This is a genomic window from Enterobacter cloacae complex sp. SHL012 (assembly GCF_049237505.1).
GTDB lineage: Bacteria > Pseudomonadota > Gammaproteobacteria > Enterobacterales > Enterobacteriaceae > Enterobacter > Enterobacter kobei.
This window is the reverse complement of sequence record NZ_JBMKIZ010000001.1, coordinates 1,016,124-1,029,973: the sequence shown is the minus strand read 5'-3', so window position 1 is coordinate 1,029,973 and position 13,850 is coordinate 1,016,124. Positions and strand designations below refer to the sequence as shown.

General features: G+C 53.7%; 16 protein-coding genes and 1 pseudogene. 8 read left to right on the top strand and 9 right to left on the bottom strand.

Annotated features, from left to right (window positions below):
• Nucleotides 1-2: 2 nt before the first annotated feature.
• Complete coding sequence (locus ACOTY9_RS04975; RefSeq protein WP_176260784.1) at nt 3-866, top strand: N-acetylmuramic acid 6-phosphate etherase; 864 nt, start codon at nt 3-5, stop codon at nt 864-866.
• Between the two features lie 58 nt (nt 867-924).
• On the opposite strand, the gene ompC is transcribed toward ACOTY9_RS04975, so the two are convergent.
• Complete coding sequence (ompC, locus tag ACOTY9_RS04970; protein WP_045281544.1) at nt 925-2,067, bottom strand: porin OmpC; 1,143 nt, start codon at nt 2,065-2,067, stop codon at nt 925-927.
• 285 nt (nt 2,068-2,352) lie between these two features.
• Between ompC and ACOTY9_RS04965 the strand changes: the two genes are divergently transcribed.
• From ACOTY9_RS04965 to ACOTY9_RS04955, 3 genes are all read left to right on the top strand, one after another.
• Nucleotides 2,353-3,054: a phosphohydrolase gene (locus ACOTY9_RS04965; protein ID WP_032636112.1), complete on the top strand. Its 702-nt coding sequence runs from the start codon at nt 2,353-2,355 to the stop codon at nt 3,052-3,054.
• Between the two features lie 61 nt (nt 3,055-3,115).
• Nucleotides 3,116-4,531: a DNA cytosine methyltransferase gene (locus ACOTY9_RS04960; RefSeq protein WP_348565731.1), complete on the top strand. Its 1,416-nt coding sequence runs from the start codon at nt 3,116-3,118 to the stop codon at nt 4,529-4,531.
• Complete coding sequence (locus ACOTY9_RS04955) at nt 4,512-5,003, top strand: very short patch repair endonuclease (RefSeq protein WP_348565400.1); 492 nt, start codon at nt 4,512-4,514, stop codon at nt 5,001-5,003. The genes ACOTY9_RS04960 and ACOTY9_RS04955 overlap by 20 nt, the downstream gene beginning before the upstream one ends.
• Here the strand turns inward: ACOTY9_RS04955 and yedA are convergent.
• On the bottom strand, nt 4,975-5,889 hold the full coding sequence (yedA, locus tag ACOTY9_RS04950) for a drug/metabolite exporter YedA (protein WP_014884407.1): 915 nt from the start codon (nt 5,887-5,889) through the stop codon (nt 4,975-4,977). The two genes, ACOTY9_RS04955 and yedA, sit on opposite strands and share 29 nt — an antisense overlap.
• A gap of 175 nt (nt 5,890-6,064) precedes the next feature.
• Between yedA and ACOTY9_RS04945 the strand changes: the two genes are divergently transcribed.
• The 3 genes from ACOTY9_RS04945 (at nt 6,065) to dgcQ (ending at nt 9,014) form a co-directional block, all read left to right on the top strand.
• Nucleotides 6,065-6,979: a DUF808 domain-containing protein gene (locus ACOTY9_RS04945; RefSeq protein ID WP_349675070.1), complete on the top strand. Its 915-nt coding sequence runs from the start codon at nt 6,065-6,067 to the stop codon at nt 6,977-6,979.
• Nucleotides 6,980-7,057: 78 nt separating this feature from the next.
• Nucleotides 7,058-7,240, top strand: a complete 183-nt coding sequence (locus tag ACOTY9_RS04940) for a YodC family protein (protein ID WP_008500307.1) — start codon at nt 7,058-7,060, stop codon at nt 7,238-7,240.
• Between the two features lie 73 nt (nt 7,241-7,313).
• Nucleotides 7,314-9,014, top strand: coding sequence for a cellulose biosynthesis regulator diguanylate cyclase DgcQ (gene dgcQ, locus ACOTY9_RS04935; protein WP_088126597.1), 1,701 nt, complete (start codon nt 7,314-7,316; stop codon nt 9,012-9,014).
• Here dgcQ and ACOTY9_RS04930 read toward each other — a convergent pair.
• Entirely contained in the window at nt 8,999-9,799 is an 801-nt protein-coding gene (locus ACOTY9_RS04930; RefSeq protein WP_088126598.1) for a mannosyl-3-phosphoglycerate phosphatase-related protein, read from the bottom strand. The two genes, dgcQ and ACOTY9_RS04930, sit on opposite strands and share 16 nt — an antisense overlap.
• Nucleotides 9,800-10,100: 301 nt before the next feature.
• Nucleotides 10,101-10,328, bottom strand: coding sequence for a YodD family peroxide/acid resistance protein (gene yodD / locus ACOTY9_RS04925; RefSeq protein ID WP_348565732.1), 228 nt, complete (start codon nt 10,326-10,328; stop codon nt 10,101-10,103).
• A 129-nt stretch (nt 10,329-10,457) separates the two neighbouring features.
• Here yodD and dsrB point away from each other — a divergent pair, with 129 nt between their 5' ends.
• The gene (dsrB, locus tag ACOTY9_RS04920) at nt 10,458-10,646 is read left to right on the top strand and encodes a protein DsrB (RefSeq protein WP_013097741.1); all 189 of its coding nucleotides are present in this window, start codon (nt 10,458-10,460) and stop codon (nt 10,644-10,646) included.
• 102 nt (nt 10,647-10,748) lie between these two features.
• On the opposite strand, the gene rcsA is transcribed toward dsrB, so the two are convergent.
• The 5 genes and pseudogenes from rcsA to fliO form a co-directional block, all read right to left on the bottom strand.
• Nucleotides 10,749-11,372 carry a transcriptional regulator RcsA gene (gene rcsA, locus ACOTY9_RS04915; RefSeq protein WP_008500313.1) on the bottom strand — a complete coding sequence of 208 codons (624 nt, stop codon included), beginning with the start codon at nt 11,370-11,372 and terminating at the stop codon, nt 10,749-10,751.
• Between the two features lie 278 nt (nt 11,373-11,650).
• Nucleotides 11,651-12,452: pseudogene (gene fliR / locus ACOTY9_RS04910) on the bottom strand (flagellar biosynthetic protein FliR).
• Between the two features lie 7 nt (nt 12,453-12,459).
• Nucleotides 12,460-12,729, bottom strand: a complete 270-nt coding sequence (gene fliQ / locus ACOTY9_RS04905) for a flagellar biosynthesis protein FliQ (protein ID WP_008500315.1) — start codon at nt 12,727-12,729, stop codon at nt 12,460-12,462.
• Nucleotides 12,730-12,738: 9 nt separating this feature from the next.
• Nucleotides 12,739-13,476 (bottom strand): flagellar type III secretion system pore protein FliP, encoded by a 738-nt coding sequence (fliP, locus tag ACOTY9_RS04900; protein ID WP_014884401.1) that lies wholly within the window; start codon nt 13,474-13,476, stop codon nt 12,739-12,741.
• Nucleotides 13,476-13,850, bottom strand: coding sequence for a flagellar biosynthetic protein FliO (fliO, locus tag ACOTY9_RS04895; RefSeq protein WP_014884400.1), 375 nt, complete (start codon nt 13,848-13,850; stop codon nt 13,476-13,478). The genes fliP and fliO overlap by 1 nt, the downstream gene beginning before the upstream one ends.

Sequence of the window (13,850 nt, the reverse complement as noted above, 5' to 3'; positions counted from 1 at the left end):
TTATGAGCATTATGCTTACCGGTTCGGTCAAGGAAAGACGGCACGCCAGCACGATGAATATTGATAGATTGTCCACGCTGGACATGCTGAAGGTCATTCACCAGGAAGATGCACTCATTTCCGCTGCAATATCCCCCTGTTTAACGACGATCGCCCGCGTGGTGGATAACGCCGCGGCGACTCTTAGTCACGGGGGCCGTCTGGTTATTGTTGGAGCGGGGCCGTCTGGCCGTGTCGCACAACAGGCTGCCGATGAATATGCGCCGGGCAAAACCCCCGTGATTGCCGTGACGGCACAGGAAGGGGAAGGGAGCTACGAGCGTGGCGTTGCCGATCTGCAGGCCATTAAGTTTGGTGAACACGATATGATGCTGGCGGTCACCGTTAGCGGAAAAACGCCGTGGGTCTGGGGTGCAATGCGCCATGCATGGTCGCTGGGGTCACCGGTCGCCATCATAACCGGTGATGCACAAAGTGAAGCGGCGCAGCTGGCAAGCATGGTGATTGCCCCGGCGCTGGGAGCTGATGTGGTGGCAGGCTTTAGCAATACCAAAGCGGGTATTGCGCAAAAAATGATCCTCTCGATGGTCACCACCGGGCTGGCCGTGCGGACCGGGCGCGTTTACAGCAACCTGCGGGTGGATCTGGAGGCACGCAATACCAAATGGGCCGAACGACAAATTGCCATTGTGATGGAGGCGGGGGGCTGCACCCGGGCGCAGGCAAAAGCCGCGCTGGAGAGCTGTAACCATAACTGTAAAACGGCAGTCCTGATGGTACTGACCGGGCTGGATGCATGGAAAGCCCACGAACTGCTGGCGCAGAATAACGGGTTTATTCGCGTGGCGTTGCAGGAAGCGCCGTAAATTCGGCTCTTATAAATGAAAAAAAGCCCGCGAGTGCGGGCTTTAGTATTTTTGGGGATTAGAACTGGTAGGTCATGCCTACGCCAACGATGTCGTCGGTAGAGATACCGTACGCATCATACAGCGCTTCATCCTGATCCAGCATGTTGATTTTGTAATCAACATAGGTGGAGAAGTTTTTGTTGAAGCTGTAAGTCATGCCCAGGTCAATGTAGTTAACCAGATCCTGGTTGAAGCCCTGACCATCCAGGTCTTTACCTTTTGAGTAAACCCATGCCAGGGAAGGACGCAGACCAAAGTCGAACTGGTACTGTGCAACCGCTTCAAAGTTTTGAGTCTGGTTTGCGACACCAACGTCACCGAATGGCGTCATGTTGCGGGTTTCCGCATACATCATCGCCAGGTAGATGCTGTTTGCATCGTATTTCGCGCCAACAGTCCAGGCTTCGGCTTTTTCGCCATCCGCAAACCCGACACCTTCAAAGCGTTTGCCGTTTGCAACCTGCTCATTGGTACGGTCAGAAGACGAGTACGCCGCACCCAGGCTCAGGCCGGACAGGTCGCCAGAGAAATCATAGGAGGTAGACATACCGAAGCCGTCACCGTTCTGGAAACGTACTTTGTTATGACCGTTTTTGGTGCCTTCCTGATCTTCATTCGCGTTAGCACCTTCATTCGCCCCCTGATACTGCAGTGCGAAATTCAGACCTTCAACCAGACCGAAGAAATCACTATTACGGTAGGTTGCCAGACCGTTAGCACGGCCGTTCATGAAGTTATCGGTCCAGGTGTAAGAATCACCGCCGAATACTGGCAGCATATCGGTCCAGGCTTCAACGTCATACACCACGCCATAATTACGGCCATAATCAAATGAACCGTATTCGCCATATTTCAGGCCAGCGTACGCCAGACGGTTGAAAGAGTTACCACCTGCGTTTTCAGTATCGTTGGCGTAGGTTTTATATTCCCACTGGCCGTAACCCGTCAGCTCATTAGTAATCTGAGTTTCGCCTTTGAAACCCACCTGTACATAGGTTTCATCGCCGTCGTCACCAGGGTTGTCAGAGAAGGTATGACGCGCATCAACTTTGCCATACAGGTCAACTTTGTTGCCGTTTTTATTATAAATTTCAGCCGCATTTGCTGCGCCAGCCATTAATAATGCGGGTACCAGGATTGCCAGAACTTTTCTTTTCATTATATATTCCCTTTAAAGATAATTTATATGAATATATGTAATTACCCTCCGTAATTACGGTTTTGATACTATTCTATGGATTGTTATTTTGGTTCAAAAATAAATGTAATTAAATCGGTAAAGATATTGCAAAATATTTCTAAAGCTCTCATTATTTTTCATGTGAATTAATGAACTGAATACATTGCGCATAATTATTATTAAGTATTTCTCATTTCTATTTTTTAAATCATTTAATTCGGCTGTGTTATAATCCACAGCCTGTTTTCGTCACAGGATAGAATGATGGAACCCATACAGTGGCAGCAGCGTTTTGAATCCTGGCTTGATGAACATCACGCCAGCGAAGACAGTGCGCATGATATTTCGCACTTCCGACGCGTCTGGATGACGGCCCGCAAAATAATGATTCATCATCAGGCCGATCCGCTGGTGGTCCTGACCGCCTGCTATTTTCACGACATCGTTAGCCTGCCGAAAAATCATCCTGAACGCAGTCAGTCATCGCGTCTGGCGGCGCGCAAAACGCGGGACATTCTGCACCGCGATTTCCCGGACTTTCCGCCGGATCGCTTTGCCGCCGTGGAGCATGCCATCGAGGCGCACAGTTTCAGCGCGGGTATTGCGCCGCAAAGTATCGAGGCCAAAATTGTCCAGGACGCCGATCGTCTCGAAGCGCTGGGCGCGATTGGCCTGGCGCGCGTGTTTGCCGTCTCGGGGGCGCTGGGCGTGGCACTGTTTGACGCGGAAGATCCCTTTGCCGATGCGCGCTCGCTGGATGACCGGGCATTTGCCCTCGATCATTTTCAGACTAAGCTGCTGCGCTTGCCTGATACAATGCAAACCGACGTCGGGCGCGAGCTCGCACAACATAACGCCGATTTTCTCGTTCACTTTATGGCGAAACTCAGTGCCGAATTACAGGGCGACTGCATCGGGCTGGATAGCCAGATTCAGCACCGCTTCTGTCGCAGTTTGCCCAACTGAACTGTGGTAATCTGTTCCCAGTCTTTATTCTCCGGTTAAAAGAATGCAGGAAAATCGATCAGTGACAGGGCCCGCGCCAGAGCAGGCTGAGAAATCAACGGCAACGGTGCAGGCATTACTGCGCCAGCTGCTGGATATTTATGATGTCAAAACGCTGGCGAACCAGCTGATAGCGCACGGTGAGAGCCACTGGAGCCCGGCCATCCTTAAGCGACTGCTGACCAGCGAGCGGGCAGGGCGCCGCCTGAGCGACGGTGAGTTTCGTTATCTGCAAAACCTGCTTCCGCGTCCGTCTGCCGCGCACCCGGACTATGCATTCCGCTTTATCGATCTGTTCGCCGGTATCGGTGGGATCCGGCACGGTTTTGAAGCCATCGGCGGTCAGTGCGTGTTTACCAGCGAGTGGAACAAACATGCGGTACGCACCTATAAAGCGAACTGGTACTGCGATCCGCACGAACATCACTTCAACGCCGATATCCGTGATGTCACCCTGAGCCATAAAAGCGGCGTCACGGATGAACAGGCCGCCGGGCATATTCGTCAGACGATCCCGGCGCACGACGTGCTGCTGGCTGGCTTCCCCTGCCAGCCTTTCTCGCTGGCCGGCGTATCGAAAAAGAATGCCCTCGGTCGCGCCCACGGTTTCGCCTGCGATACGCAGGGAACGCTGTTTTTTGATGTGGCCCGCATCATTGACGCCCGCCGTCCGGCCATTTTTGTGCTGGAAAACGTCAAAAACTTAAAGAGCCATGACGGCGGAAAAACCTTCCGCATTATTATGCAGACTCTGGATGAGCTGGGTTACGACGTGGCCGATTCTGAGGATATGGGCGCGGATGACCCAAAAATCATTGACGGGAAACATTTCCTGCCCCAGCATCGCGAGCGCATTGTGCTGGTCGGCTTCCGCCGCGATCTCAATCTGAAGGGAGATTTTACCCTGCGGGATATCCCGTCTCTGTATCCCGAGCGTCGTCCAACCGTCGCCGACCTGCTGGAGCCTGTGGTCGATGCGAAATTTATCCTTACGCCCGTTCTGTGGAAATACCTCTACCGCTATGCCAAAAAGCATCAGGCAAAAGGCAACGGCTTCGGATTTGGCATGGTTAATCCTCACGATCCGCACAGCGTGACCCGCACCTTGTCCGCCCGTTATTATAAAGACGGCGCGGAAATCCTGATCGACAGAGGCTGGGATAAAGCGCTGGGCGAGAAGGATTTCGACGATCCGCAAAACCAGCTCCACCGTCCACGACGCCTCACACCGCGGGAATGTGCCCGGCTGATGGGCTTTGAAACGCCGCAGGGCTACAGTTTCCGTATTCCGGTGTCGGACACTCAGGCATACCGTCAGTTTGGTAACTCGGTGGTGGTGCCCGCGTTTGCGGCGGTGGCAAAACTGCTGGCCTCACGTATCCGGCAGGCGGTGGCACTCCGCCAGAGTGAGGCCGTCAATGACGGACGTTCACGATAAGGCAACGCGCAGCAAAAACATGCGTGCCATCGGCACGCGTGATACCGCCATTGAAAAGCGTCTGGCCGGATTATTGACGCAGGCGGGGTTTGATTTCCGCGTGCAGGATGCCGCGCTGGCGGGGCGACCGGATTTCGTCATCGACGCGTATCAGTGCCTTATCTTTACCCACGGCTGTTTCTGGCATCATCACGACTGTTACCTGTTTAAAGTTCCGGCAACGCGCACTGATTTCTGGCTGGAGAAGATTGGCAAGAACGTTGCGCGCGACGCGCGGGATCTCACCACGCTTATCGCGCAGGGCTGGCGCGTGCTGATCGTCTGGGAGTGTGCGCTGAGAGGGCGGCTAAAACTGAACGATGCCGATCTGCGCGAACGGCTGGAAGAGTGGATCTGCGGCGGCGGACACACCGCGCAGATCGACACACAGGGGATCCACGCGCTTACGGTTTCTCCACCCCGCAAGGCGTAATCACGGGCTTCGCCGGCAGTAAATATTTGCCCAGCGTCACCAGCACGACGGCAAAAACAATCACCCCTAATGCTAACCACTCAACCGGAGAGAGCGTTTCCCCGCCGAGCCCGGTACCGAGCAGCACGGCCACGACCGGGTTGACGTAGGCATAGCTGGTGGCAACCGCCGGAGACACATTGCGGATCAGGAACATGTAGGCATTGATTGCAATGAGCGAACCAAACAGCGCCAGATACCCGACCGCCAGGAAGCCCGACAGATCCGGCATGGTCGTCAGCCTTTCCCCCGTCAGCATGGAGGCAATCAGAAGCACGATCCCCGCGGCAAGCATCTCAATCGCCCCCGCCATCATGCCGGTTGGCAGTTCGATACGCGAACCGTATACCGAACCAAACGCCCAGCTCATTGAGCCGATAAGAATAATGATCGCGCCCCACGGATTGCCGCTCAGGTTACCGCCGCTGTTGAGCAGAATAATGCCCGCCAGGCCGATGCCAATCCCCAGCCATTCCAGCTTGCGGGTACGGATGCCAAAAAGACGGCTGAAGCAGAGGGTAAACAGCGGTACGGTGGCAACGACCACGGCGGCGATCCCCGACGGTACGTTCTGGTGCTCGGCAATGGTCACAAACCCATTCCCTACCGCCAATAGCAGCAGGCCAATCAGGGCGGCGTTGAGCATCGGGCGCAGCGGCGGTAGCTTATGACCGCGCAGCAGCAGAAAGGCCAGCAGCAACACGCCCGCCGAGAGGAAACGAATGCCCGCCATCATCAGCGGCGGCCAGCTTTCCACGCCGATGCGAATGACAAAGTAGGTCGAACCCCAGATGATATAAAGCGAAAAAAGTGCCCCGATGAGCGGTAGCAGTTGCCGGAAACGCATAATCCCTCACGACGAAATAAAAAGGTCGCTGATAGTAAACGCGAAAACTATCGTGCTGGCGAGCCCTTTAATTGTGTAGTTGATGTGAATTTTTTGTTGACGTGAGGTGCCTGTTTCCGCGTTTGCGCTTTTGCTCCATACTATTCACTTAATTACCAAAAAAAGAAGGATCACGATTTTGGCAGGAAGTAGCTTATTAACATTGCTGGATGATATTGCCACCTTACTGGATGATATTTCCGTGATGGGGAAACTGGCGGCGAAGAAAACCGCGGGTGTGCTGGGGGATGATTTATCGCTTAACGCTCAACAGGTGAGCGGTGTACGGGCTAACCGCGAACTGCCGGTGGTGTGGGGCGTGGCAAAAGGCTCGTTTCTGAATAAAGTGATCCTGGTGCCGCTGGCGCTGCTGATCAGTGCATTTATTCCCTGGGCCATCACGCCGTTGCTGATGATTGGCGGGGCATTTTTATGCTTTGAAGGCGTGGAGAAAGTCCTGCACTCCTTCAGCGCACGCAAGCAGAACGACACGCCGGAGATGCGCCAGCAGCGTCTGGACGCGCTGGCCGCGCAGGATCCGAAAACCTTCGAGCGCGATAAAGTCAAAGGCGCCATTCGGACCGACTTTATTCTCTCGGCAGAGATCGTCGCCATTACGTTGGGCATTGTCTCCGATGCGCCGCTGCTCAATCAGGTGTTGATCCTCTCCGGCATCGCCATTCTGGTCACCGTCGGCGTGTACGGTCTGGTCGGATTGATCGTGAAGCTGGATGATATCGGCTACTGGCTGGAGGAGAAATCAAGCGCGGTGGCAAAAGGCATCGGTAAAAGCTTACTGACGCTGGCACCGTGGTTGATGAAGAGCTTGTCGGTGGTTGGCACCCTGGCGATGTTCCTGGTGGGGGGCGGTATTGTGGTCCACGGCATTGCTCCGCTGCACCATGCGATCGAACAGTTCTCCTCGGCGCAGGGGAGCGTGGTGGCCGCTATTCTGCCGACGCTGCTTAATCTTGTGCTGGGCTTTATCGTTGGCGCTATCGTGGTGGCGGCGGTGAAACTGGTCGAAAAAATGCGCGGTTCTGCGCACTAATTGTTACCTGTTGTGGTATGCAAAAAGACTATTCCTCGTCTAAATTGAAACAGTTTCACCCTGATACAGGAGGCAGGTATGGTCTTTTTGGTCAGTGATGAAGTTAAGCCTAAGAAAGGTGGCCCACGTATGATTGTCACAGGCTATTCTAGCGGAATGGTGGAGTGTCGGTGGCACGATGGCTATAGCATCAAGCGGGAAGCATTTCGTGAAGATGAGCTTCAGCCGGGCGACGGGCAGCACAAGCGGGACAAGGCTTAATCACATAACGCCCGGCTTTGCCGGGCGTTTTTATCTCATGTACCGGGTGTAAGGCAGTAATCAGGGAGTGTGTGTGCAGCGCGATACCTTTGTTGTAAAACAATATTTTCTGCAATGGCTGCATAAGCGTAGCAATCCGGGGTTAATCGTTAATCTCTGTTTTCTTGTCGTCCTTGTCTTTTCCACCCTCCTGACCTGGCGTGAGGTGGTGGTCCTGGAGGAGGCGTATATCTCCAGCCAGCGTAACCATCTCGAAACGGTCGCCACGTCGCTGGACCGTCAGCTGCAGTACAGCGTGGACAAAATGCTGTTTTTTCGCACCAGCATGCATGATGCCTTACAGACCCCCCTGGGGTTTGATGTCCTGCACGATGCGGTGTCTCGTTTTAGCGCCGTGCGGACGGATGAAACCTGGCAGCTGGCCGTTGATAAAAAACGCACCCTTCCCCTGAACGGCGTGTCAGATGCCTTCGTTGCAAAGTCCACGCTCCTTAACCGTGATAGTGAGCGTATCAGTAATGAGATTTCTGCCGCGCTGGAAGTGGGGTATTTACTGCGCCTGGCCTCGTCGGGTGTGCAAAGTGAAGAGCGGATTATCTACGTTTCCCGCGCGGGGTTTTATCTTTCGACAGACACGCCTGACATGGCTGACGATATCAGCGCCCGCTATTACTTTCTGGTGACTCAACCCTGGTTTACCTTACACTCAGAACGCCACAATCGCGCGCGCGCGGTGCGCTGGTTTATTTCGGCGCCGTCGCCCTGGAGCAATGGGGAGCGCACGATAACGGCGAGCGTGCCCATCTATTTTGAGCATTACTGGTATGGCGTGGTAGCGATGGATTTCTCCATACACACCATGAAACGCCTGCTGACTGAGGCGACGCAGGACCGGACGGAGGGCGAGTATCAACTGTATGACACGCGTCTGAACATGATTGCCACGTCAGAAGCGGACGGCAGTCAGGTGAACCGCTTTGACGAGGTTGAAACGGCGCAAATTGCTCACGCGATTGAGCACGACACCCGAGGCGGTATTCGCCTTGGAAGCCGTTTTATTAGCTGGGAGCGACTCGATCATTTTGACGGGGTGATCTTACGCGTTCATACGTTGCACGAAGGCGTACAGGGTGACTTTGGCAGTATCAGTATTGTGCTGGCCCTGCTGTGGGCGCTCTTTACCGCCATGCTGCTTGTTTCATGGCTGGTCATCCGCAGGATGGTCAGCAATATGTACACCCTGCAGCACTCCCTGCAGTGGCAGGCCTGGCACGATCCCCTCACGCGTCTGAATAACCGCGGCGCGCTGTTTGAGCGCGCAAAAGTGATTGCGGAGAACTGTCGACAACAGGGTCAACCGTTTACGGTGATCCAGATCGATCTTGACCATTTCAAATGCATTAATGACCAGTACGGGCATCAGGCGGGTGACAAAGTGCTGTCCCATGCCGCAGGGTTGATTGCCAGCGTGCTGCGCAAAAATGATGTTGCCGGGCGCGTGGGCGGGGAAGAGTTTTGCGTCGTCCTGCCGGGGAGCAGCCTGGAAGAGGGGAGGAGGGTCGCGGAGCGCATCCGGTCACGCATCAACAGCAGGGAGATCCTGGTTAAAAAGAGCACGACCGTTCGCATCAGCGCCTCGCTGGGCGTCGCCAGCGCGCAGGAAAAAGAGAACTATGTTTTTGAACAACTGCAGTCTGCCGCGGACGACAGGCTGTATCAGGCCAAGCAGAGCGGGCGTAACCGGGTGTGCTGGAGCGATCAGGAGAAAAAGTGATCCATCCCTTCCCGCCAGCCTAAGGGACCGCTCAGCTGCGTGTGATAAGCCCGTTCAGGGCTATCATTCTGTAGCGTAATGCCCTGGCGGTTTATGCTTTTAATCACCACGGCGAAGTCGACGCTGTCCAGCAGCGGTGCATCGTTTGGGCCATCCCCCAGCCCCAGGGTGGTGGGGACACAATCTTCCTGCTCGCGGTACTGCGCAATCAGCCAGTTAACCGCCACGTCTTTACCGCAGCGTGCATCCAGAATGTGCCAGAAACGGGCCCCCTGTAGACATTTCAGACCCCTTTGCGCCAGCGCCTCTTCAAAGCGGACCATTGCGTCGTCGGTATCACGCCAGATGAGCGTGACAGAGGCGTCGTGTTTGCGTGCGAGCGCCGCACGGTAGCGCGTCAGCCCGGTCCATTCGCTGATGACGCGTTCGTTCACGTCATCAAACGTGACGAATTTAAAGACTGCCTGCTGGCGGATTTGCTCAATAAGCGGATGAATTTCCCGATGCGTCATCCCTGTGATCTGGCGCTGCCCCCTCTCCCAGCGCACATCAGGCTGAATGACCGCGCCGTTCTCAGCAATAAAAGGTAACCCCTCCAGGCCCAGATCCTGTTGGATATCCAGCATCTCTGCGGCACTCTTGCTGCTGCACAGAATCACCGGCACCTGATAATCCTGCAGTTTGTCCAGCCATGGCATCGCGGGTTGCCACTCGTAGGTATGAATGTCCAAAAGCGATCCATCCAGATCGGAAAAAACCAGCAGGGGACCCTGAAGTGAAAGCATGATTACTCCTGAAAGCGCACGCGCTTCTACCTAAGAATATTCTTAAAAAAATACTGAAGGGAAAACCGTCTTTATAAGACGCGATTCAGCCAAAGCCGCATTCACCGTGCGTTATTGCTCATAACAAAAATGATTATGTTAAAAATATTATATTCGCCGTAAGAATATATGCTTGTCAGACAAAATCGTTGGGGATAGTGTGGTTTGTACATCAGATTTCCTGGTGTAACGAATTTTCAAGTGCTTCTTGCATAAGCAAGTTTTGATCCCGGCCATCCCCATGACCGGGATTTTTTTCGCGCTAACGATTGGCTTCAGTCACGCTAAAGTCGTGTATATCAAGCTCGAAGGCCTCCGCCAGTTCGCGGTAGGTATGGTAATCCCTCCCGTTCACCATCACCCTCTCGGAATCATCCTCTGCACGACGTACTTCGGATTCACTGATCTCATTGATGGCGGCCAGCAGGGCATCGACATCCACTTCGACTTCGCGCTTGATGGTGTCGCTATACGCTTTGTTGGTCTTCATTACGGGGTACCTCATATAAACGTGTCCACGGTTAAGTATAGACCGCACACAAAAACGGCATTCGCATCCGTCAGCGATGTCAGCGCATGCGTTTTGTTCTACACTGGCTCAAAACCAGAGGAGGAATGTATGAAGGTCAACGATCGGGTTACCGTTAAAACGGACGGTGGGCCGCGCCGCCCGGGGGTGGTATTGGCAATTGAAGAGTTCAGTGAGGGGACAATGTACCTGGTATCACTGGAAGACTACCCGCTCGGCATCTGGTTTTTTAATGAACTGGGGCATCCGGACGGCATTTTTGTCGAAAAAGCGGAGTAACACAGCGTCGGGTGGCATTGCGGTTGCCCGACAACGCCCACATAAGCAAAAATCTCTGGCCTGGCCAGAGATCAAAGGTAGGGTGCAAAGGGGTTTAAGCCACTAACGCATGTTGACGAAAATCCCGTTCGTCACATTATCGGTCAAACGTACCACGTGATAGATCACTTGCTTATTATGCGTTTTAATTTTCCTTTTAATATTTCCTTTATGTGATGAAACGGTTTTTGCTTTAATATTCATCTGGTCAGAGATCTGAATAGTTCCTTGTCCTGCCATCCACATTCGCAGCATACTTGATTCAGTCCTGCTTAATGATAGGGTGGGTAAGTTAACCGCTCCTACATTTTTAACTTCTTTATTCAAATAATCACCCAGAATGTCATCCAGCGACTCGGGCTTAATCGACTTAGAACTGATCAATAAATTTTTACGGACCAACAAATACTCATCGAAATGGATATTCGCGATCGCCATAAAAACAATAAACAGAGTTTTTGGATGCTGATTAATGATTTGCTTAATGTGCTGACTGTTGGCTGGATCGTGAATGAAACAGTCCTCATTAATAAACACCACGCCTGGTTTTAGTTCGTCACAAGCGGCTGCGAGTTCGTCAACGGTGTGTGCATCGTTGATGTCTCTCTTTCTTACCCCTCTGCTTGCCAGGTACCCGGTTAACCCTAGCCGGGTGTAGCTGCATAAATCCATAATGATCGTTGACATGGCATACCCTCACTCAATGCGTAACGATAATTCACCATCTGCCTGAGAGCTCAAAACAGCCATACGGGATGGAAAAAAATAATAAACCTGTGAGCATGACAAAGACTTTCAGGCGGACTCACTATCCCGTAAAGTTACGTATAATTTGCCAGGAATCTTCTTAAAGTAAAGTAAATATTAAGTATTGTGAGGTGGTTAGAAACAATTAAACCCCGTCAGATATATCCTGGAAGATGTTTTTCATGTTTTATTTTAGGAATATCCTCAGAAAGACAATATCAATCGTGAGGACTATTATTTACGTGGCAGCTCGCTGACAATATCTGCTAACAGATTGAATATCTCGCCGAATAAGTGTTCACAGAAGGGGGCGATAAGGGGCATCAGTAATGACATTAATAAAATTCCGACCGTCAACGTCAGCGGAAAACCGATCACAAAGATGGAGAGCTGCGGTGCCATGCGGTTCAACAGACCTAATGCCAGGTTGACGGTCAGGAGCAGGGTGATAATCGGCAACGCCAGCATCAGGCCGTTGAGGAAGATCAGCCCCGCCGCGCGGGTGAGCGCGAGAAAGGCATTGCTGTTGACCGGGTTTTCACCAATCGGCAGCGTATGAAAAGTATCCACCAGCATGGAGATAAGCCACAGATGACCGTTAAACGACAGGAACAGCAGCATGGCGAGCAGATCGATAATGCGCGCCAGCACCGGCATATTGAGGTGGCTGCCGGGGTCAACAAACGTGGCGAACGATAAGCCCATCTGCAGGCCAATCAGCTCCCCGGCCGTGCGAACGGCGGCAAAGGCGAGCTGCATGGTAAAGCCTACGGCAACGCCAATCATCACCTGCTGTAATGCCACCCACACCGCATTCGCCGAGAAGATCGGAATATCCACCGGGGGAAGGGAAGGGGCGACGATGATGGTGATGATAATGCCCAGCCCCACTTTGACACGCTTGGGGATCGATTTCTCACTGAGAATCGGGGCGGTGGTGATCAGCGCCAGAATGCGCAGCATCGGCCAGAAATAGACGCCGAGCCACTGAACCCACTGGTCGCTGGTGAAGTGAAGCATCGTCAGGTCAGCCGATGATATACGGCAGATTGGTAAACAGGTTGCGCATATAGTCCAGCAACAGGTTCAGCATCCACGGTCCGGCCACGATAATCGCCACAAATACGGCGATGATTTTCGGAATGAAGGACAGCGTCATTTCGTTAATCTGCGTGGCGGCCTGCAGAATACTGATAATCAGACCGGTAACCAGCGCGACAAGCAGCAGGGGAGCGGCAACGGCAATGGCGATTTTCATCGCTTCCGTGCCCATCATCATGACCGATTCGGGTGTCATTGCCGTTCCTTAACTGTAGAAACTCTGCGCCAGCGAACTGACCAGCAGCTGCCAGCCATCGACCAGTACAAAGAGCATGATCTTAAAGGGCAGGGCAATGGTTGCGGGCGGCACCATCATCATCCCGAGCGCCATCAGGACGCTGGCGATCACCAGGTCGATAATCAGGAACGGAATAAAGATGGTAAAGCCAATCTGAAACGCCGTTTTCAGCTCGCTGGTGACGTAGGCAGGCAGCAGAACGCGCATGGGTACCGCTTCCGGCCCCTGCAATTCGCCGGTATTGGACAAGCGGACAAAGAGTGCCAGATCCGCTTCGCGCGTCTGGCGCAGCATAAATTCCCGCAGCGGCTGTGCGCCTTTATCCAGCGCCTCCTGCATGGAGATTTTATCTTCGCTGAACGGCTGGTACGCGTCGGTATAAATCTTATCGATGACCGGCGACATAATGAAAAAGGTCAAAAACAGCGCCAGCCCCAGCAGCACCTGGTTTGGCGGCGCGGAAGGGGTACCGAGCGCGTTTCGCAGCAGACCAAAGACGATAATGATGCGGGTGAAGCTGGTCATCATCAGCAGGATGGCCGGGATAAAGGTCAGCGAGGTGATGAATACCAGCGTCTGCACCGGGAGCGACCAGCTCTGACCGCCACCGGCAATGGGCGTTGAGACCAGACCGGGCAGTTGCGCATAAACCGCGGGAGCAAACAGGCCAATGCCCGCAAGCGTAAGGGATAACAAACGGCGCATCAGGATCTCCCGGAACGCTTAAGCAAACTCTTCATGACGGACTGAAAATCCGCAGGGGCTTGTGCGCGCTCCTCCACCGTGACAGGGGCGGGCGGCAGTTTATGTAATACGTTGATGTTCGAGGCGGTGACACCCAAAACCAGACGCGCATCGTCCACCTCGACGATAACCACGCGTTCACGCGGCCCCAGCGTGGTGCTGGCGCTCACCTTCAGGCCGCGGGTGCCGGCGGTTTTACCCGCCAGACCAAAACGCTTCGCCAGCCAGGCGGCGATAAGAATAAAGGCAATAATACCGAACAACGCCCCGCTCACCTGGAGCAGCGGGGAACCGGGAACGGCAGACGGTTGCGATAGTGTTGCCTGGGTTTTCAT

Excerpts from the sequence above, each read along its gene's own strand:
- ACOTY9_RS04975 (WP_176260784.1), top strand. The coding sequence starts at position 3 with ATGAGCATTATGCTTACCGGTTCGGTCAAGGAAAGACGGCACGCCAGC.
- ompC (WP_045281544.1), bottom strand. The coding sequence starts at position 2,067 with ATGAAAAGAAAAGTTCTGGCAATCCTGGTACCCGCATTATTAATGGCT.
- ACOTY9_RS04965 (WP_032636112.1), top strand. The coding sequence starts at position 2,353 with ATGGAACCCATACAGTGGCAGCAGCGTTTTGAATCCTGGCTTGATGAA.
- ACOTY9_RS04955 (WP_348565400.1), top strand. The coding sequence starts at position 4,512 with ATGACGGACGTTCACGATAAGGCAACGCGCAGCAAAAACATGCGTGCC.
- yedA (WP_014884407.1), bottom strand. The coding sequence starts at position 5,889 with ATGCGTTTCCGGCAACTGCTACCGCTCATCGGGGCACTTTTTTCGCTT.
- ACOTY9_RS04940 (WP_008500307.1), top strand. The coding sequence starts at position 7,058 with ATGGTCTTTTTGGTCAGTGATGAAGTTAAGCCTAAGAAAGGTGGCCCA.
- ACOTY9_RS04930 (WP_088126598.1), bottom strand. The coding sequence starts at position 9,799 with ATGCTTTCACTTCAGGGTCCCCTGCTGGTTTTTTCCGATCTGGATGGA.
- yodD (WP_348565732.1), bottom strand. The coding sequence starts at position 10,328 with ATGAAGACCAACAAAGCGTATAGCGACACCATCAAGCGCGAAGTCGAA.
- dsrB (WP_013097741.1), top strand. The coding sequence starts at position 10,458 with ATGAAGGTCAACGATCGGGTTACCGTTAAAACGGACGGTGGGCCGCGC.
- rcsA (WP_008500313.1), bottom strand. The coding sequence starts at position 11,372 with ATGTCAACGATCATTATGGATTTATGCAGCTACACCCGGCTAGGGTTA.
- fliQ (WP_008500315.1), bottom strand. The coding sequence starts at position 12,729 with ATGACACCCGAATCGGTCATGATGATGGGCACGGAAGCGATGAAAATC.
- fliP (WP_014884401.1), bottom strand. The coding sequence starts at position 13,476 with ATGCGCCGTTTGTTATCCCTTACGCTTGCGGGCATTGGCCTGTTTGCT.
- fliO (WP_014884400.1), bottom strand. The coding sequence starts at position 13,850 with ATGAAAACCCAGGCAACACTATCGCAACCGTCTGCCGTTCCCGGTTCC.